Here is a 17,741-nt window from a genome sequence, read left to right on the forward strand (position 1 = left end):
TAGAATGCGCAGCCTTTTCATCCGGGCCCCATCCCCATGCTGCTGACCGTGCTCTACATCATCGCCATCACCGCCGAAGCCATGACCGGCGCGCTGTCGGCCGGCCGGCGCAGCATGGACCTGTTCGGCGTGGTGCTGATCGCCTGCGTCACCGCTCTGGGCGGCGGCTCGGTACGCGACATGCTGCTGGGCCATTACCCGCTGACCTGGGTCCGTCACCCGGAATACCTGGCGCTGACCGCAGTCGCCGCGCTGGTCACGGTGTTCATCGCGCCGCTGATGCGCCACCTGCGCTCGCTGTTCCTGGTACTCGACGCGGTCGGCCTGGTGGCCTTCACCCTGATCGGCTGCCAGGTCAGCCTGGAAATGGGCCACAGCCTGCTGATCGCGGCGATCAGCGGGGTGATAACCGGGGTGTTCGGCGGCATTCTCCGCGACATCCTGTGCAACGACGTACCCTTGATCTTCCGCCGCGAACTCTATGCCAGCGTGTCCTTCGCCAGCGCCTGGTGCTACCTGATCTGCGTGGAGCTGGAACTGCCCTCCGAACAGGCGATGCTGATCACCCTGTTCAGCGGCTTCCTGTTCCGCCTGCTGGCCATCCGCTTCCACTGGGAAATGCCCAAGTTCGTCTACCAGGACGATTTCGACCACTGAGGCAAGCGCCTGCCCCTGGTCGACGCGTTCCTCCAACCCCGCGCCTGTCCCCGATGCCACGGCCCGCGACGCGGTTATCCGCCCCACGCCCTGGCTTGTCGCAGGCCGCTGCCCGCCTCAGTCCTGCAGGCGCAGGTGGCTGGTGTCCGGAGCCGGAGCCGCTGGCTCGGAGCGTGCCTGGCCCATGTCGCTACCGACCGGGGCGACGCTGAAGCGGCTCAGGTCGAGTTTCGGCGCCTCGGCTTCGGCCTTGGCGTCCTGTAGGTCGGCGCCTACCGGAGCCAGGCCGAAATCCGGCGCATCGACCTCGGCGAACGCCGCCATGTAGCCGTCCCGCGGCGCTACCTGCAAACGCCCGGAGGGCGCGCTGTCCCGCGCAGCGACGCGGGCCTGTGGGGCTTCCACGGCGGCCTGCTGCGCAGGCGGCGGCGCCATGACCACCTCCTCGATCTCCATCTCGGCGACCACGGCGATCGCTCCCGCTCGCTCCAGCACGCTGCGGTATTTTTCCGCGGAGGCGGCATCAAGGTTGTTCTTGATCACCACCCGGCGGCCGGAGAACAGCAGCTCGATACGCTGCGCGTCGGCCTGGAACAGCTTGGCCAGGTTGGCCTTGACCACCTCGGGCCGGGCGCCGGCGACCAACTGGCCGGAAAAGGCGATTTCAAAGCGGCTCATTGGCATCTCTCCGAGTGAAGGGCCGCTCGGCATGGCGGCCCTGGCGTTTCGTCGAACGATTGTACCCATCGACAGCCACGCGTGGAGTGACTGGGTCCGGCAAATTGGCCGGCGGGTCCGTTCAGGTTAGCCGAGCCGGTCACGCCAGCCGACGGGAAGACTTGCACGGGCGTACGCGCTTCTCCATGCTCCCCCGACTGCGCTACGGGAAACATATGGACACAGGCCTGTACCTGAAACATCTTTCCTCTATACAACAATAAGTTGCAGCACAATCACTGCTTGTTAAACTGGGGCGTCTCGGGGGGAATAGCATGAATTACCAGGCGCAAATGATAAGAATTATCAGCCTAATAATGGCGTGGGGAGTTCTCTCCAATCTCTCGGGCTGCAGCTGGATGACCGGCAGCTTCGAAGACCCCGACGTCAAGCTGCTGAAGGTGGAAGTGGTCAAGGCACGCTTGCTGGAACAGGAGTTCGTGATGCGCTTCCGCATCGACAACCCCAACGATTTCAGCCTGCCGGTACGCGGCCTGCAGTACGCCGTGCAACTGAACGACATCCAGCTCGCAGAAGGCGAGTCCGGCCAGTGGTTCACGGTTCCCGCCCACGGCCACGAGGTATTCGACGTGCCGGTGCGAACCAATCTCTGGCGCCACATGAAATACATCGTCAAGCTCCTTGAACGTCCCGAGGAGCCGATCCGCTACCGCCTGCAGGGCGAAGTGAAGACCGGACTGATGTTCGGCCGCAGCGTGCACCTGAGACGAAATGGCGAGATAATTCCCGGCGATTTCATCCCAGAATAGGTCCACCATGAGTCAGGAACCCCACGTACACGGCCCGAACTGCAACCACGACCACGATCATCATCACGATCATGGCCATGGTCATGTCCATGGTCCGCACTGCAACCACAGCCACGAGCCGGTGCGCAATCCGCTCAAGGCCGTAGGCCGCAACGATCCCTGCCCCTGCGGCAGCGAGAAGAAATTCAAGAAGTGCCACGGCGCCTGACCCTTCGCACGCGCCGGCATCCGAAGGCCCGCTGAGCAGCGGGCCTTTTCGTTGGCGCGCCACCAGCCCCGCCGGGGCGTCATGCGCGACAGCGGTTTGCATCGAACCTAGGTTCCTGGCGTAGAGTCTTCCGTTCGTAGCCCATCGACGAGCCGGAGACGCACCGATGATCGACCTGTACTACTGGACCACCCCGAACGGCCACAAGATTACTCTTTTCCTGGAAGAAACCGGCCTGCCCTACGCCATCCATCCGATCAATATCAGCCAGGGCGACCAGTTCCAGGCGGATTTCCTGAAGGTGTCGCCGAACAACAAGATTCCCGCCATCGTCGATCGCCAACCAGCCGACGGCGGCGCTCCCCTGTCGCTGTTCGAGTCCGGCGCCATCCTGCTCTATCTCGCGGAAAAGACCGGACGCTTCCTCGCCAAGGACCTGCGCGCGCGCCAGGAAACCCTGCAGTGGCTGTTCTGGCAGATGGGCGGGCTGGGGCCGATGGCCGGGCAGAACCACCATTTCAACCGCTTCGCCCCGGAGAAGATTCCCTACGCTATCGACCGTTACGTCAAGGAAACCGCGCGCCTGTACGGCGTTCTCGACCAGCGCCTGGCGGACCGCGCCTTCGTCGCCGGCGACGACTACAGCATCGCCGACATGGCCATCTATCCGTGGATCGTCCCGCACCAGTGGCAGGAGCAGGATCTCGCCGACTTCCCACACCTGCAGCGCTGGTTCGAGAGCATTCGCCAGCGTCCGGCGACGCAACGCGCCTATGCTTTGGTGGAGCGCATCAATCCGCCGCAGTAGCGGGTCCCGAGCCGGCCTGCGGACGTCCTCGCGGACGATCGCAGGCGGAGCTTGCGCAGCCCTGCGCTCCTCACTAACGTAGCGCCTCTCGACGCGACCACTCCCGCAGGAGCCCCCACCCCATGGCCTCGCCAGCCTTCATGCGTTTTCTTCCCCGTTGCGGCGCCGCCGCGGCCTTCGGCACCCTCCTGGGCCTGGCCGGTTGCCAGTCCTGGCTCGACGATCGCTACGCCGACAGCCTGCCGCCGACCTCCGGCGTGCAACCGATCAAGGGCCTGGCGCAAAACGTATCGATCCGGCGCAACGCGCTGGGCATGCCACTGATCGAAACCGGCACCTTCCATGACGCGTTGTTCGCCCTGGGCTACGTACACGCCTCCGACCGCCTGAGCCAGATGGTCAGCCTGCGCCTGCTGGCCCAGGGACGGCTGGCCGAGATGGTCGGCCCCGGCGCGCTGGAGATCGACCATTTCATGCGTACCGTGAACCTGCGCCAGGCCGCGGAGATCCAGTACAGGAACGCCTCGCCGCGCCTGCAACGCTTCTTCGAGGTCTACGCGCGCGGGGTCAACGCCTACCTGTATCGCTATCGCGACAAGCTGCCGATGGACCTGGCCCAGTCCGGCTACCGTCCGGAATACTGGAAGCCCGAGGACTCGGCCCTGGTCTTCGCCCTGCTCAACTTCGGCCTGGCGGTGAACCTACAGGAAGAAATCGCCTCGCTGACGCTCGCGCAGAAGGTCGGCAGCGACAAGCTGGCCTGGCTAACGCCGACCTATCCCGACGAAAACCTGCCGTTCGACGAGGCGGAAAAGCTCAAGGGCCTGCGCCTGGACGGGCAGGTTCCCGGCCTCGCGGGCGTCGAGGGCGCGGCGCGGCAGGTCGCAGCGCTGAGCATGCTCGGGGTCGCCGCCTCGAACAACTGGGCTATCGCGCCACAACGCAGCCGCAGCGGCAAGAGCCTGATGGCCAACGACACCCATCTGCCACTGAGCATGCCGTCGGTGTGGAACTACGTACAGATCCGCTCGCCCAAGTACCAGGCCGCGGGCGTTTCCATCGCCGGTCTGCCGGGCGTGGTGGCGGGCTTCAACGGCAAGCTGGCCTGGGGCATGACCATGGTCCTGGGCGACAACCAGGATCTCTACCTGGAACAGTTGCGACGCCAGGGCAACCGGCTCTATTACCTGGCCGACGGCAAGTGGCAGCCAACCCGCGAACGCCAGGAAACCTTCTTCATCAAGGGCCAGCGGCCGATCCGCGAGGTCATCCACGAAACCCGCCATGGCCCGCTGCTCAACAGCGCCCTGGGCGAACGCAAGAACATCCTCCAGCCGCTGCCGCTGAAGAGCGGCTACGGACTGGCCTACCGGAGCATCCAGCAGGAAGCCGACAAGACCCTGGACGGCTTCTTCGACCTGTCGCGGGCCAAGACCATCGAGCAGGCCTTCGACGCCACCCGCGAGATTCGCGCGATGCCGCTGAACATCGTGTTCGCCGACGAAAAGCACATCGGCTGGCAGGTCACCGGACGCTATCCGAACCGCAAGGAGGGTCGCGGCCTGCTACCCTCCCCTGGCTGGGACGGCCGCTACGACTGGGATGGCTATGCCGACCCGATCCTCCACCCCTCCGACCAGGACCCGCAGCAGGGCTGGCTGGGTACCGCCAACCACCGCACCGTGCAGCCCGGCTACGGCGCCCAGTTGTCCAATTCCTGGTACTACCCGGAGCGCGCCGAGCGCATCGCCCAGCTCGCCGGTGCCAGCAAGAGCCACGACACCCAGAGCATGATCCGCATGCAGTACGACCAGACCTCGCTGTTCGTCGCCAAGCTGCAAGCCATGTTCGACAATCCCGGCATGGCGGCGCCGCTGCGCCAGGCCATCGACGCCTTGCCGGAGGCGCAACGCAGCCGGGCGCGGGAGGCCTACGACCGGCTGATGGCGTTCGACGGCAAGCTGACAGCCAGCTCCAGCGACGCCGCGCTGTACGGCGCCTTCCTCCACGAGAGCGCCAGGCAGATATTCCTCGACGAGCTAGGACCGGAAGACGGCCCTGCCTGGAAAGCCTTCGTCGAGACCGCCAACCTCTCCTACTCGGCGCAAGCCGACCACCTGCTCGGGCGCGACGACAGTCCGTTCTGGGACGATACCCGCACTCCGCAGAAGGAGGACAAGCCGGCAATCCTCGCGCGCAGCCTCGCCGCCGCCGTGGAGTTCTGCGAACAGCGACTGGGGAGCGAGCGCAAGGCCTGGCAATGGGGCAAGCTGCACACCTACGAATGGCGGAGCGACAGCTCGAAAATGGCCCCCTACCTGGGCGCCGGCGAGCGCGCCGGACTCGGCGCGATCAAGGGCTATCTCGATCGCGGGCCCTATCCGGCCGGCGGCGACCACACCACGCTGGACGTATCGGCCTACGGCTGGGGCCAGGACTTCGACACTTGGCTGATCCCGGCGATGCGGCTAATCGTCGACTTCGGCCAGAGCGAACCGATGATCGGCGTGAACAGCAGCGGCCAATCCGGCAATCCGGCCAGCCCGCACTACGCCGACGGTATCGACGCCTGGCTCAAGGGGCGCTACGTCAGCTTCCCGTTCCAGCCACAGAACCTCGATCGCGTATACGGCAACAAGCGGCTGACGCTCACTCCCGCTCGCTGAACGGACGGCGCGGAACTTTCCTCCGCGCCGTGGCTCTGAACAGCCGACTTACTCCATGATCATCTTCAGGGCGTCCTTCCGGACGCCCTTCTTTTATCCCCCTCCCGGAAAGCCTCCGTTTTCTCGAAAGCCCGGGCACGGGATCGAACTGATCTCACTCCTCTCCGGCCTCTTCCACGGGCGCCACCAGCGCCCGGTCCAGCCAGTCCGTCGGCAGGCTCTTGCTGGCGCGGGCACCGAGCAGCTTGAGTTGCTCGCTGCGACTGATCAGGTTGCCACGTCCCTCGGTGAGCTTGTTGCGCGCCGCGGCATAGGCCTTGTCCAGTTGCTGCAGGCGCGAACCGACCTCATCGAGGTCCTGGACGAAGAGCACGAACTTGTCATACAGCGAACCGGCACGTTCGGCGATTTCCCGCGCATTCTGGTTCTGCCGCTCCTGGCGCCAGAGGCTGTCGATTACCCGCAGGGTGGCCAGCAGGGTGGTCGGGCTGACGATCACGATATTCTGCGCGAAGGCGTCCTGGAACAGGTTCGGCTCGGCCTGCAGGGCCGTCGAGAAAGCCGCCTCGATCGGCATGAACAGCAGGACGAAGTCGAGGCTGTGCAACCCTTCCAGGCGTCGATAGTCCTTGCCGGAGAGGCCTTTCACATGGTTGCGCAACGACGTTACGTGCTGCTTCAGCGCCTGCTGGCGCAGCAGATCGTCGTCAGCGGCGATGTACTGCTGGTAGGCCGTGAGACTGACCTTGGCATCCACCACCACCTGCTTGTCGCCGGGCAGGCGGATCAGCACGTCCGGCTGGAAGCGTTCGCCCTCGGCGCCCTTCAGGCTGACCTGGGTCTCGTATTCCCGGCCTTTTTCCAGGCCTGCATGCTCGAGCACCCGCTCCAGCACCAGTTCGCCCCAGTTGCCCTGGGTCTTCTGGCCCTTGAGCGCGCGGGTCAGGTTGGTCGCTTCCTCGCCCAGGCGCAGGTTGAGCTGCTGCAGACGCTCCAGTTCCTTGCTCAGGGAGAAACGCTCGCGCGCTTCCTGCTGGTAGCTTTCCTCCACCCGCTTCTCGAACGCCTGGATGCGCTCCTTGAGCGGATCGAGCATCTGCCCCAGGCGCTGCTGGCTGGTTTCGGCGAAACGCTGTTCGCGTTCGTCGAAGATCTTTCCCGCCAGTTCGGCGAACTGTGCCCGCAACTCGTCGCGGGCCGACTGCAGGTCGGTCAGGCGCTGCTGGTGGCTTTCCTGCTGCTCGCGCAGTTCCGCAGCCAGCGCAGCCCGTTCGGAAGCCAGGCGACGCAATTCCTCTTCCCGGCCCTGGCGCTCGCTGGCCCAACGTGCCTCCGCCTGGGACGCCCGTTGCCGCTCCTCCCCCATCAACTCGGCTTCCCGACGCAGCGCGGCGACCTCGCCGGCGAGCCTGGCATGGCGCTCGCCGAGTTGCTGGTAAGCCTCCCTGCTGGTCTCCAACTGCGCATTCAGCCCGTCCTGGGCCAGTTGCGCGGTCGCCAGTCGCTCGCCGAGCAAGGCTATCTCGCGCTCCGCCAGGCTGGCCCTTCTCTGTAGCTGCCATGCCAGGCCGGCCAGGGGAATCGCGGCAGCCAGCAGGCCAAGCAACAGGTTCGGTAGATCGACGGGCATGGGGCACTCCAGCGGAAAACGACGCAACACCCGCCTGGCAGGCGCGCGTGCAGCGGATTCTAGGTTCTTGGGAAAAGACCGTCGAGCGAATAGCGCCGCGCCGAACGAGCACTCCGCTTCCGAGCTGTGCGTAACCCCATGCGCAGGACATTTCAGATACTTCCGTAACGGAAGCCATCGCCCTGCGCCCTTCGCCGCCGGGACATTTCTGCTTCCACGGCATTTTTGTCGCGGCTACAGGGCTTGCCTTGGAGCGTGCGATGTGCTGTCGAGCAAGCGCTTGGGAAATCCACAGATCCTGTGGATAACCCAGTGGAAAAGCCCCTAAAAAACTGCCGAACCCCCGATGGAGTGGGGCTATGGGACAGATTGACGATTTTTTCACCAACTATTTTTATCGTTATTTTTCAATAAGTTACGTTTCAAACATGAAAAATCAAGCGTTTAGAGCCTAACGCTCTCAACCCTTGACAAGCTGCTTTCCATTTGTGCACAAATTTTCGCCGAAGCCTCTTGCCGCCCCATTGCAGGGCAATGCCGTTCGAAATCCCCAGCCACTCTTTCCCTCGGGGCATGCAGGCCAGCCCCGCCCAACCAGCAGGTTGCGGCCTCCAGACGGCGAGCCCGGATCGCTGACAACCGTGCGACCCTCCACTCACGCCGGATGCGGCAACTTTCCGTCCACCAGGAACAGCTCCCAGGAGAAGATTTTCGGCGACCCCGGCACATGCGCCGGCTTGAAGGCCACGTAACCGGCCGTGGTTTCGCACAGCCAGGGCGTCAGGTTGCGAGGACGCTTTTCGGTGAAGGCCGCGGGCGTGAACAGGGCGACATTGCAGCCGCGCTCCGGGCAACGCGCCGAACGGTATTCGAATGCCTGCACCCCGGCGCTGCGCATGGCACTCCCCAGTTCCTGGGGAGCGCGGTAGTCGGCGATGTCGGTCAGCGCAGCCTCGTGATCGGAGAAAGGCGGCGCCTGCAGACGGATTCCCCGCTCCACCTTCCAGCCCGCCTCGAACGAAGCGTGCTCGGACAGAATCCTCCCGCTCGGTGGCGGCACCGCCATGCCACTCCACAGGACACAACGGTAATACGCGCTTTCGGCCATGGCCGTTTCCAGCTTCAACGCGGCGTAGAACAGGCTTGGCTCGTGACGACGGCCAAACCGCGACCCCCAACGCAAGGGCGGATAACGGAACGGGGTCTTCAACAGGTAATGCAATGGCTCGGCATCCGCCGGCACCGGCGGCTTGCTCGACTCGAGCAGTTCCTCGAGCAACGCCTGTTCTTCCAGGGTGTCGACCAATTGCAGGGTCGCCACCTGCTCCTGGCTCTCCACCAACCGCACCAGCCGCCCCTGGAGCGGTCGGACATGCCGCTCACCCTTGCACTGTCGCCAGATCTCGCTCACCTTCCGCCCCTCGCTTCCTGTGGTGTCGGATGCCAGCGTAGCGGCACCGCAGTCTCCATTCAGCCAGGCGTGTCGCCTCTGGCTGCCAGCCTTTTCCGTGACAGGCGTAGGCCCCCGTACAGGCGCGCCGGGCATCAGACCTTGCCGCGGATCGCATCGAGGTATTCCAGCACATGAACCAGGCCCTGCACCTGTCCCATCAGTGCCAGCGGCTCGCCCGCCAGGTGATGGTTGGGAGTGCGCAGGAAGTGGCGCATGTCCTCCTGCTGCCCGCCGAACAGGGCATACAGTGCGCGATAGACCCGCACCAGCAGCAGAGCCAGCTCGCCGGTCTTGCTGTCCACCCGCAGGCCCTGGGTCTTCCAGCGGCTGATGGCGCTGCGATCGACGCCGACGATGCCGGCCAGTTCGAGCTGCGTCAGCCCCAATTGCTCGCGCGCGGCCAGGACGGCCTTGGCCAGGACAGCATCGGCGCTGGGACGTTCCTTGATGAGAGCGCTCATGACGACCTCCTCATGTGTGTTTACAACAAACTATCATTATTTTGCTGAAAACACACCTTGATTCGGTCGAACCTAGAGAACCACGCGCAAGCATTGACCGGCGTGATAGAGAGAAAAACCCATCTCGTAGGCGCAACTGCGCAGCCTGGCCGCGGGGACGGGCTTCATGTCACTGAACGGCAACGGCAATATCGCTCGCTCGCCGCTCAGCAGGTAGTCGGCGAACGCCTTGCCCACTACCGTACCGGTGGTCACGCCGCGTCCGTTGTAGCCGGTCACCGCCAGCAAGCCTTGCGCAGGCTCGAACAGGCGCATCAGATGATCGGGGGTAAAGGCGATGCAACCCGTCCAGCTGTACTCCCAGTTGACCTGGCCCAGGTCGGGAAAGTAATGGCTCTGGATTCGATCGGCCCATTGCCGCAGGAACCAGGCGGGCTTGTTCGCGCCATTGCCGAGGCTTCCCAGCAACAGGCGGCCCTGGGCATCGCGACGGATGCTGCTGAGCACCGTCCTGGTGTCCCAGGAACCCTGGCCGTGAGGCAGGATGCGCTCGGCCGCGGCGCCGTGCAGCGGCGCCGAAGCCACCTGGTAGTAGTAGCCGGGAAAGAAGTGCCGCCTCAGGTTGGTCCACTCGCCCTCGGTATAGGCGTTGGAGGCGATCACCACCTGTTCCGCCAGTACCGCCCCCGCGGCGCTGCGCACCGCCCACAGCGCGCCCTGCCGCTCCAGGGCGAGCACCGGCGAGCGCTGGTACAGTTGCCCGCCACGCTGTACGACGGCAGTGGCCAGTCCGCGCGAATAGGCCATGGGATTGAGAGTGCCGGCGCGTCGGTCGAGCAACGCCGCGCTGATTCGCCGGGTGCCGCAGGCCTCGTGGCAAGCCGCGCCGGTCAGCAACTCCAGCGGAGCGCCGCGGCGCGTCCACTGCGCGTGACGGCGTTGCAGATCGGCCACGCCGCTGGCGTTGTGCGACATGTGCAGGGTGCCCTCGCGGCGCAACTGGCAATCGATGCCGAGGCGTTCGATGGTCTCCATCACCAGCGCCGGCGCCCGCCCCAGCACGGCGTTGAGCTTTTCTCCCTGCTCGGCGCCGAGGGTGGCGACCACCTCGTCCGGGGGAATCCAGGTGCCGGCGTTGATCAATCCGACATTACGTCCCGACCCGCCGTGGCCGACCTCGTACGCTTCCAGCACGCACACCGAACGGCCCGCCTCCAGCAGGTGGAGCGCCGCCGAAAGCCCGGTGAAACCGGCGCCGATCACACATACGTCGGCGCGCTGCTCGCCGTTCAGGCTCGCCGCTCCGGACAGGCGAGGCGTAACCACTTCCCACAGACACCGTTGCTGCAAACCGCCCATGCGCGACTCCGCTGCCAGCCTCATTGCCATGCGGCGGGAGCCCGCCGCGCCCCGTTCAATCGAAGGTGATGCCCTGTGCCAGCGGCAGCTCGCGGGAATAGTTGACGGTGTTGGTCTGCCGTCGCATGTAGGCCTTCCAGGCGTCCGAGCCGGACTCGCGACCGCCGCCGGTCTCTTTCTCGCCGCCGAACGCCCCGCCGATTTCCGCCCCGCTGGTGCCGATGTTGACGTTGGCGATCCCGCAGTCACTGCCCGCCGCGCCCTGGAACAGTTCCGCCTCGCGCAGGTCGGTGGTGAAGATGCACGACGACAGTCCCTGGGGAACCTCGTTGTTCAGGCGCAGGGCCTCGTCGAAATCGCGGTAGCCGACCACGTACAGGATCGGTGCGAAGGTCTCCGTGCGCACCACTTCGGTCTGTCCCGGCATCTCGACGATGGCCGGCGACACGTAGTAGGCATCCGGATAGCGCTCCTGCAATTGCCGCTCGCCGCCGAACACCCGCCCCCCCTGCTCGCGGGCTCGCGCCAGGGCGTCCTGCATGGCCAGGTAGCTGCGTTCGTCGATCAGCGGCCCGACCAGGTTGCCCTCCAGCGGATGACCGATACGGACCCTGGAATAGGCTGCCTTGAGGCGCTCGACTATCTCGTCCTTCACCGACTCATGGGCAATCAACCGGCGCAAGGTGGTGCAGCGCTGCCCGGCGGTGCCCACCGCGCCGAACAGGATGCCGCGCACCGCCAGGTCGAGGTCGGCGCTTGGCGCCAGGATCATCGCGTTGTTGCCGCCCAGTTCGAGGATGCAGCGAGCGAAACGCGCCGCCACCCGCGGCGCCACTTCGCGCCCCATGCGAGTGCTGCCGGTGGCGCTGACCAGGGCGACGCGACGGTCGTCCACCAGCGCTTCGCCGGCCTCGCGGTCGCCGATCAGCAATTGGCTCAGGTGCGCCGGCGCATCGCCGCCGAAGGCCCGCGCGGCACGCTCGAACAGCGCCTGGCAGGCCAGTGCGGTGAGGGGGGCCTTCTCCGAAGGCTTCCAGACCACGGAATTACCGCAGACCAGCGCCAGCGCGGTATTCCACGACCACACCGCGACTGGGAAGTTGAACGCGCTGATCACGCCTACCACGCCCAGCGGGTGCCAGGTCTCGCGCATGTGGTGGCCGGGACGCTCGGATGCGATGGTAAGACCGTACAACTGGCGCGAGAGGCCCACCGCGAAGTCGCAGATATCGATCATTTCCTGGACTTCGCCGAGGCCTTCCTGGGTGATCTTGCCCGCCTCCCAGGACACCAGTTCGCCGAGTTCGGCCTTGTGCCGACGCAATTCCTCGCCGAACAGCCGCACCAGTTCACCACGGCGCGGCGCCGGCACCTGGCGCCAGGCGCGGAACGCCTGTTCGGCGCGCTCGACCTTGGCGGCAACGGCGGCGCGCCCCTCCAGTCGCACCGCAGCCAGGCGACTGCCGTCGATGGGGGTATGCACGGCAAGCTCGCCATCGCGAAAAGCATTGGGGTCGAGGCCGAGACTGCGCAGCAATCCGTCGATCATGTGAGGTTCTCCTGGCTGTTCGTTTCCGCTCGTTTTAGTCGGTTTGCCCGGGAGCGACAAACGACCTTTATTCGCCACGTCATTCCGAGTTTTCATACTGGCTCCGAGCTGTCGCGATCCGCCGTCTTTCCCGTACCATGCACGCCTTCGCCGGCCAGCCCTCGCCTACCCGACATGGACAAGAAACAGCTGTTGCGCCTGATCACGGAAAAGCTCGCCGCGGACCTGGAAGTCGCCGTCCGCGCCGCGCAGACCGCCCATGAGACGGCAACCCACGAAGAGAACGTCGCCGAGAACAAGTACGACACCCTCGGCCTGGAGGCGGCCTACCTGGCCGCCGGGCAGTCGCGCCGGGTCGAGGAGATCCGCCAGGCGCTGGGCCTGTACCGCAACCTGGTGCTGCGCGATTTCGACGAGGAACAGGGCATCCAGCTCACCGCGCTGGTCACCCTGCTGAACGCCGACGGCAGCCGGCGAACAGTGTTCCTCGGCCCCGAGGCGGCCGGGCTGAAGATCGATTGCGAAGGTCGCGAGGTGTTGGTCATCACGCCTCGCTCGCCACTGGGCCAGAGCCTGATCGGCAGGCACCCGGGCGACGAGACCGGGGCGAAGGACTCCCCCCTTGCGGTGGAAATCCTCGCCGTCGACTGAGGCTACTGCTGCGGCGCACCGCAGGCGCCGCAGAACTTCGCGCCCGCCGCGAGATCGGCGCTGCAGGCGATACAGCGCAGCGGCGCCAGGGCGCCGCCGCAGCCCTGGCAGAATCGTGCCGTCGCCGCATTCGCGGTGCGGCAGGCGGGACAGGCCATTCCCACCGCGACTGGCGCCGGCGGATAGCCGCCCTGACCGCGGTGATGACCGCCGCCGTGATGACCACCGCCCTGTCCATGATGACGCCCACCCATCAACAACCGTTCGAAGAACCCCATGGCACAACCCTCTCGTCTGGATCTGACGGCTTCCAGTGAAAAGGCTGTAGCCACTACAGGGTCAATGGCGCGGAAACATCGGGAAACTCAAGTCCGCTTCACCACAGCGGCAACGCGTAGCTGACGATCAGCCGGGTCTCGTCGATGTCGTTGCCGAAATCGCTGCGGAAGGTGCCGTTGCGCAACTTGATCCCCAGGTTCTTCAACGGCCCCGATTGCACCAGGTAGGCGATATCGGTGTCCCGCTCCCATTCCTTGCCGCGCCCACCGCCGTCCAGAAGGTCGATGTGTTCGCCACGCAGGTAGCGGCTCATGAATGTCAGGCCGGGCAGGCCGATGGCGGCGAAGTCGTAGTCGTAGCGCAACTGCCAGGAGCGCTCGTCCTTGTTGGCGAAATCGCCGATCTGCACGAAGTTGACCAGATACGGATCGGTCCCGCCCAGGTAGGCGAAGCCGGTGTCGCCGGACATGCGCTGGTAGCCGAGGCCGAAGGCGTGGCCGCCCAGGCGATAGGTGAACAGCGCATTCAGCGCGCGATTGTCGACGCGGCTGCCGCCCTCGTCGGTGGAACGCGCCCAGCGGATGTCGGACTTCAGCGACTGGTCATCGGCGAGCGGCAAGAGGTGCTGCACGCCGAGATAATGCTGGCGGTAGAAATCCTCCAGGTTGGCGTAGTGGTAGCTGCTGCTCAGGCGCTCGCTCCAGCGGTAGGTACCGCCGGCGAAGTCGAAGCGGTCGCTGCCGGGGTGCCGGCCCGCCAGTACGTTGCGCTTGTTGCCGCGGGTGATGCCGAGGTCTTCGGCGTTGGTCGAGTCGCGCTGCTTGACCTGGCGCAACTGGCCGAACTGCAGCGCCAGCCCGTCGATCTCGTTCACTTCCAGCAGTCCACCCTGGAAGGTTTGCGGGTGCAGGCGCGTGTCGTTGAACTGCACCACCGGCAGCCTGGGCATCAGGCTGCCGATCTTCAGCGTACTGTGCGAGACCCGTAGTTTGGCGGTCAGGCCCAGGCTGGAATAGTCGTGGGCGGCGCGCCGGTCGCTCGTCGAATACGGCAACAGACCACTACCGGATCGCTCTGGCGAGGAGTCCAGCCTGACGCCCAGCAGGCCCAGCGCATCGACACCCAGGCCGAAGAGCCCCTCGGTGTAGCCGGACTCGTAGCGCAACAGGAAACCCTGCGCCCACTCCTCCGAATAGGACTGGCTGGTGCCGGGCTGGCGATAGTCACGATTGAAATAGAAATTGCGCAGTTCGAGGCCGGCCTTGCCGTCGGCAAAAAACTCCGCCTGGGCGAACGACGGCAGCAACGCCAGCCCCGCGGCCAGCATCGGAACGGGAAGAATTTTCATTGTTGTTGTCTCTTCGTCGTCAGTGGATAGACACGGCGCCGCGGCCACTCCCTGCCGCGACCGCCGTGGCGGAGCGGATCAGACCCCGGCGAGCATGCCCTCCAGGCGTTGACGCACCAGTTGGCGCGCCTGCTCGACGATGTCCCTGAGCAACTCGGCGCAGGCCGGTTCGTCGTCGATCAGGCCCTGGACCATGCCGGCCGACCAGATCCCCAGGTCGGTATCGCCCTGCTGGTACACCTGGTGACCGCGCTGGCCGCTGACCAGCGCGGCGATATCGGCGTAGCCGGCGCCGCCGCGTGCCTCGATCGCCAGTACTTCCTGGCTGATCGCGTTGCGCGCCACCCGCGCGGTATTGCGCAGGGAACGCATGATCAGGTCGGTGGAACGCTCGTCGGCCGCACGGATCGCCGCCTTCACCGCAGGGTGTATCGGACATTCGCGAGTGGCCAGGAAGCGCGTGCCCATGTTGATCGCGTCGGCACCCAGCGCCAGCGCCGCGACCAGGCCACGTCCATCGGCGAAACCGCCGGAGGCGATGATCGGCACGCGTAGCCGGTTGGCCGCGGCCGGCAGCAACACCAGGCCGGGGATGTCGTCCTCGCCCGGATGGCCGGCACACTCGAAGCCGTCGATGGAGACGGCGTCCACGCCCAGTCGCTCGGCCTTGAGCGCATGGCGCACGGCGGTGCACTTGTGGATCACCTTGACGTCGTGTCGACGGAATTCGGCGATGTGCTCGCCGGGGTCGTTGCCGGCGGTTTCGACGACGGGGATTCCCGCCTCGATGATGGCTGCGCGATATTCGGCATAGGGCACCGGCTTCTGCGTCGGCAGCAAGGTCAGGTTGACCCCGAACGGCCGATCGGTCAGCTCGCGGCAGCGGGCAATCTCCGCAGCCAGTGCCTCCGGGCTCGGCTGGGTCAACGCCGACAGCGTCGCCAGGCCACCGGCGTTGGCCACCGCCGCAGCCATCTCGGCACGGCCGACCCACTGCATGCCGCCCTGCATGATCGGGTGTTCGACGCCGAAGGTCTCGGTGAAACGGGTCCTGAACACGCCCATGGATTGCCTCCTCGGTCAAATCGGGTCCCAGGAGAACACGTCCGGGCTGCGCGCCAGGTCCATGAAGCTGCCGCGCAACGCCGGCATGCCGTGCTCGGCGATGCTCTCCGGGGTCCAACCGTGCTCGCTATGCACACTGCGCAGCGGCCGGCTCTGGCTCATCAGGAAGAGTTCGTGGTGACGCGCGGCGAACACCTGGCCGGTGACCTCGCGGGCGGCGTCGGACGCCAGGTAGACGGCCAGCGGCGCGTTCTTCTCGGGGGTCATGCGCTGCAGCTTGTCGACGCGGGCCTTCTGCTCCGGGGTTTCGGCCGGAATCGAGTCGGTCATCCGGCTCCAGGCGAACGGCGCGATGCAATTCGAACGCACGTTGTAGCGCTGCATGTCGAGGGCGATGGATTTGCTCAAGGCGACGATGCCCAGCTTGGCCGCGGAATAATTGGCCTGGCCGAAGTTGCCGATCAGCCCGGAAGTGCTGGTCATGTGTACGAAGGCGCCGGCCTGCTGGGTACGGAAGCGTTCGGCGGCGGCCCGGCTGACGAAGAAGCTGCCGTTGAGATGGACATTGATCACCGACAGCCAGTCGTCGGCGCTCATCTTGTGGAAGATCGCATCGCGCAGGATGCCAGCGTTGTTCACCACGATATCCAGACGCCCGAAACCGTCCATGGCGCATTCGACGATACGCCGCGCGCTGTCCCAGTCGGCGACGCTGTCGGTGTTGATCAGACCTTCGCCGCCTCGCTGGCGGATCAGGCCAAGGGTCTCTTCGGCCGGCGAGGCCGACCCGCCCTCGCCCTGTAGCGATACGCCGATATCGTTGATCACCACCCGTGCCCCGGAATCGGCCAGGGCCAGGGCGATCTCGCGGCCGATGCCGCCGCCCGCGCCGGTAACGATCGCGACCTTGCCTTCATTGAGTCTGCTGCTCATGGGTAATCCTCTTCGTCCCGTGGATGTCGTTCGGTTGCGCTCAGCCCGGCAGGCCGAGGACGCTCTTGGCCAGGATGTTGCGCTGGATTTCGTTGCTGCCGCCGTAGATGGTGGTCGGCCGCGACTGGATGAAGATCCCCGCCGGATGCAGCTCGGGGTCTTCGGCGAAGGGCTGTAGCAGGGCCGAGTCCTCCCCGGCGACCTCCAGGCCCAGCTCGCTGATGCGCTGGAACAGTTCGGACTGGAATATCTTCAGCATGGATACCTCCGGGCCGAGGCTCTTCCCACACCGCAGGCGTTCGGCGAAACGCTCGTAGAGCGCCTTGTGGCTGTCCAGGTCCATGCTCAGCGCGGCGAAGCGGCGCGCGAACAGAGGGTCGTGCCACAGTCCCAGGTGCCGGGCCAGGCGCTCCAGGCGCTGGAGGGCGAAGGTGGACTGCTTGGGCGAACCGAGGAAGATCCGCTCGAAACCGAGCAGCGCCTTGGCCATGCTCCAGCCCTGGTTGATTTCGCCGACCAGGCTGTCGTAGGGCACCCGCACGTCGTTGAAAAACACTTCGCAGAACTCGCCGTGCAGCTCCAGGTTGAGGATCGGCCGCACCTCGATGCCCGGGCTGTCCATCGGCACCAGCAGGAAGCTGATGCCGTGCTGCGCCTTGGCGCTGCGCTCGGTGCGGACCAGCAGGAAGATCCAGTTGGCCTCCGAGCCCATGGTGGTCCAGGTCTTCTGTCCGTTGATCACCCACTCGCCGTTTTCCAGGCGCGCCTCGGTGCGCAGGCTGGCCAGGTCGGAGCCGGCGTTGGGCTCGCTGTAGCCCTGGCACCAGATGTCTTCGCCGCTGAGAATGCGCGGCAGGAAGCGCGCCCGTTGTGCCTCGTCGCCATAGCGGATCAACAATGGGCCGAGCATGGTCACGCCGCTGTCGGGCAGGCGCGCGCAGCCGTACTCCTCCATTTCCTCCATCATGATCAGTTGCTTGCCGGCGCTCAGCCCCATGCCGCCGTACTCCCTGGGCCAGCCGGGACACAGCCAGCCCTGGCGCGACAACAGCAGGTACCACTCGCGGGTTTCCTCGCGCCCCAGGCGACGGGGCGGATTGCGGATGCGCTGCGGATAGTTGGCGGCGATCCACTCACGGACCATCAGGCGAAAGGCGTTGTCGTCGAGACTGTCGTAGTCGGTCATC

17 protein-coding genes are annotated in these 17,741 nt (G+C 65.8%); 6 read left to right on the top strand and 11 right to left on the bottom strand.

The window, feature by feature from the left end:
* Positions 1–36: 36 nt before the first annotated feature.
* A complete protein-coding gene (locus VQ067_RS20865; protein ID WP_003081997.1) occupies positions 37–657 on the top strand; it encodes a trimeric intracellular cation channel family protein in 621 nt (206 codons plus the stop codon).
* A gap of 117 nt (positions 658–774) precedes the next feature.
* Here the strand turns inward: VQ067_RS20865 and VQ067_RS20870 are convergent, their stop codons facing one another.
* A complete protein-coding gene (locus VQ067_RS20870) occupies positions 775–1,335 on the bottom strand; it encodes a hypothetical protein (protein ID WP_004348538.1) in 561 nt (186 codons plus the stop codon).
* 314 nt (positions 1,336–1,649) lie between these two features.
* Here VQ067_RS20870 and VQ067_RS20875 point away from each other — a divergent pair, with 314 nt between their 5' ends.
* From VQ067_RS20875 to quiP, 4 genes are all read left to right on the top strand, one after another.
* A complete protein-coding gene (locus tag VQ067_RS20875; protein WP_003123186.1) occupies positions 1,650–2,144 on the top strand; it encodes an LEA type 2 family protein in 495 nt (164 codons plus the stop codon).
* A 7-nt stretch (positions 2,145–2,151) separates the two neighbouring features.
* Complete coding sequence (locus tag VQ067_RS20880; RefSeq protein WP_003081984.1) at positions 2,152–2,352, top strand: SEC-C metal-binding domain-containing protein; 201 nt, start codon at positions 2,152–2,154, stop codon at positions 2,350–2,352.
* A 166-nt stretch (positions 2,353–2,518) separates the two neighbouring features.
* The gene (locus VQ067_RS20885; RefSeq protein WP_003081964.1) at positions 2,519–3,160 is read left to right on the top strand and encodes a glutathione binding-like protein; all 642 of its coding nucleotides are present in this window, start codon (positions 2,519–2,521) and stop codon (positions 3,158–3,160) included.
* A gap of 122 nt (positions 3,161–3,282) precedes the next feature.
* The gene (gene quiP / locus VQ067_RS20890) at positions 3,283–5,826 is read left to right on the top strand and encodes an acyl-homoserine-lactone acylase QuiP (RefSeq protein WP_031686396.1); all 2,544 of its coding nucleotides are present in this window, start codon (positions 3,283–3,285) and stop codon (positions 5,824–5,826) included.
* A gap of 154 nt (positions 5,827–5,980) precedes the next feature.
* On the opposite strand, the gene rmuC is transcribed toward quiP, so the two are convergent.
* The 5 genes from rmuC to amaB form a co-directional block, all read right to left on the bottom strand.
* On the bottom strand, positions 5,981–7,342 hold the full coding sequence (gene rmuC, locus VQ067_RS20895; protein WP_073647918.1) for a DNA recombination protein RmuC: 1,362 nt from the start codon (positions 7,340–7,342) through the stop codon (positions 5,981–5,983).
* A 769-nt stretch (positions 7,343–8,111) separates the two neighbouring features.
* A complete protein-coding gene (locus VQ067_RS20900) occupies positions 8,112–8,867 on the bottom strand; it encodes an RES family NAD+ phosphorylase (protein ID WP_003086331.1) in 756 nt (251 codons plus the stop codon).
* A 134-nt stretch (positions 8,868–9,001) separates the two neighbouring features.
* Positions 9,002–9,370, bottom strand: coding sequence for an antitoxin Xre/MbcA/ParS toxin-binding domain-containing protein (locus VQ067_RS20905; protein ID WP_003086329.1), 369 nt, complete (start codon positions 9,368–9,370; stop codon positions 9,002–9,004).
* 72 nt (positions 9,371–9,442) lie between these two features.
* Entirely contained in the window at positions 9,443–10,729 is a 1,287-nt protein-coding gene (amaA, locus tag VQ067_RS20910; RefSeq protein ID WP_031756378.1) for an L-pipecolate oxidase, read from the bottom strand.
* A 55-nt stretch (positions 10,730–10,784) separates the two neighbouring features.
* On the bottom strand, positions 10,785–12,278 hold the full coding sequence (gene amaB, locus VQ067_RS20915; RefSeq protein ID WP_033990296.1) for an L-piperidine-6-carboxylate dehydrogenase: 1,494 nt from the start codon (positions 12,276–12,278) through the stop codon (positions 10,785–10,787).
* A 174-nt stretch (positions 12,279–12,452) separates the two neighbouring features.
* Here amaB and VQ067_RS20920 point away from each other — a divergent pair, with 174 nt between their 5' ends.
* Entirely contained in the window at positions 12,453–12,929 is a 477-nt protein-coding gene (locus tag VQ067_RS20920; RefSeq protein WP_003086322.1) for a GreA/GreB family elongation factor, read from the top strand.
* Between the two features lie 2 nt (positions 12,930–12,931).
* Here VQ067_RS20920 and VQ067_RS20925 read toward each other — a convergent pair whose 3' ends face one another.
* The 5 genes from VQ067_RS20925 to VQ067_RS20945 form a co-directional block, all read right to left on the bottom strand.
* The gene (locus VQ067_RS20925) at positions 12,932–13,207 is read right to left on the bottom strand and encodes a zinc ribbon domain-containing protein (protein ID WP_023098713.1); all 276 of its coding nucleotides are present in this window, start codon (positions 13,205–13,207) and stop codon (positions 12,932–12,934) included.
* 98 nt (positions 13,208–13,305) lie between these two features.
* Complete coding sequence (locus VQ067_RS20930; RefSeq protein ID WP_033990298.1) at positions 13,306–14,556, bottom strand: OprD family porin; 1,251 nt, start codon at positions 14,554–14,556, stop codon at positions 13,306–13,308.
* Positions 14,557–14,634: 78 nt separating this feature from the next.
* Positions 14,635–15,621, bottom strand: coding sequence for an NADH:ubiquinone reductase (locus VQ067_RS20935; RefSeq protein ID WP_074241295.1), 987 nt, complete (start codon positions 15,619–15,621; stop codon positions 14,635–14,637).
* 15 nt (positions 15,622–15,636) lie between these two features.
* Complete coding sequence (locus tag VQ067_RS20940; protein ID WP_003086302.1) at positions 15,637–16,554, bottom strand: SDR family NAD(P)-dependent oxidoreductase; 918 nt, start codon at positions 16,552–16,554, stop codon at positions 15,637–15,639.
* A gap of 40 nt (positions 16,555–16,594) precedes the next feature.
* On the bottom strand, positions 16,595–17,740 hold the full coding sequence (locus VQ067_RS20945) for an acyl-CoA dehydrogenase family protein (RefSeq protein WP_033990301.1): 1,146 nt from the start codon (positions 17,738–17,740) through the stop codon (positions 16,595–16,597).
* Position 17,741 lies beyond the last annotated feature (1 nt).

The organism is Pseudomonas sp. KBN12P06040 (assembly GCF_037574965.1).
Lineage (GTDB): Bacteria > Pseudomonadota > Gammaproteobacteria > Pseudomonadales > Pseudomonadaceae > Pseudomonas > Pseudomonas aeruginosa.

Coding starts and splice junctions, on each gene's coding strand:
- VQ067_RS20865 (WP_003081997.1), top strand. CDS start 37: ATGCTGCTGACCGTGCTCTACATCATCGCCATCACCGCCGAAGCCATG.
- VQ067_RS20870 (WP_004348538.1), bottom strand. CDS start 1,335: ATGAGCCGCTTTGAAATCGCCTTTTCCGGCCAGTTGGTCGCCGGCGCC.
- VQ067_RS20875 (WP_003123186.1), top strand. CDS start 1,650: ATGAATTACCAGGCGCAAATGATAAGAATTATCAGCCTAATAATGGCG.
- VQ067_RS20880 (WP_003081984.1), top strand. CDS start 2,152: ATGAGTCAGGAACCCCACGTACACGGCCCGAACTGCAACCACGACCAC.
- VQ067_RS20885 (WP_003081964.1), top strand. CDS start 2,519: ATGATCGACCTGTACTACTGGACCACCCCGAACGGCCACAAGATTACT.
- quiP (WP_031686396.1), top strand. CDS start 3,283: ATGGCCTCGCCAGCCTTCATGCGTTTTCTTCCCCGTTGCGGCGCCGCC.
- VQ067_RS20905 (WP_003086329.1), bottom strand. CDS start 9,370: ATGAGCGCTCTCATCAAGGAACGTCCCAGCGCCGATGCTGTCCTGGCC.
- amaA (WP_031756378.1), bottom strand. CDS start 10,729: ATGGGCGGTTTGCAGCAACGGTGTCTGTGGGAAGTGGTTACGCCTCGC.
- amaB (WP_033990296.1), bottom strand. CDS start 12,278: ATGATCGACGGATTGCTGCGCAGTCTCGGCCTCGACCCCAATGCTTTT.
- VQ067_RS20920 (WP_003086322.1), top strand. CDS start 12,453: ATGGACAAGAAACAGCTGTTGCGCCTGATCACGGAAAAGCTCGCCGCG.
- VQ067_RS20925 (WP_023098713.1), bottom strand. CDS start 13,207: ATGGGGTTCTTCGAACGGTTGTTGATGGGTGGGCGTCATCATGGACAG.
- VQ067_RS20930 (WP_033990298.1), bottom strand. CDS start 14,556: ATGAAAATTCTTCCCGTTCCGATGCTGGCCGCGGGGCTGGCGTTGCTG.
- VQ067_RS20935 (WP_074241295.1), bottom strand. CDS start 15,621: ATGGGCGTGTTCAGGACCCGTTTCACCGAGACCTTCGGCGTCGAACAC.
- VQ067_RS20940 (WP_003086302.1), bottom strand. CDS start 16,554: ATGAGCAGCAGACTCAATGAAGGCAAGGTCGCGATCGTTACCGGCGCG.
- VQ067_RS20945 (WP_033990301.1), bottom strand. CDS start 17,740: ATGACCGACTACGACAGTCTCGACGACAACGCCTTTCGCCTGATGGTC.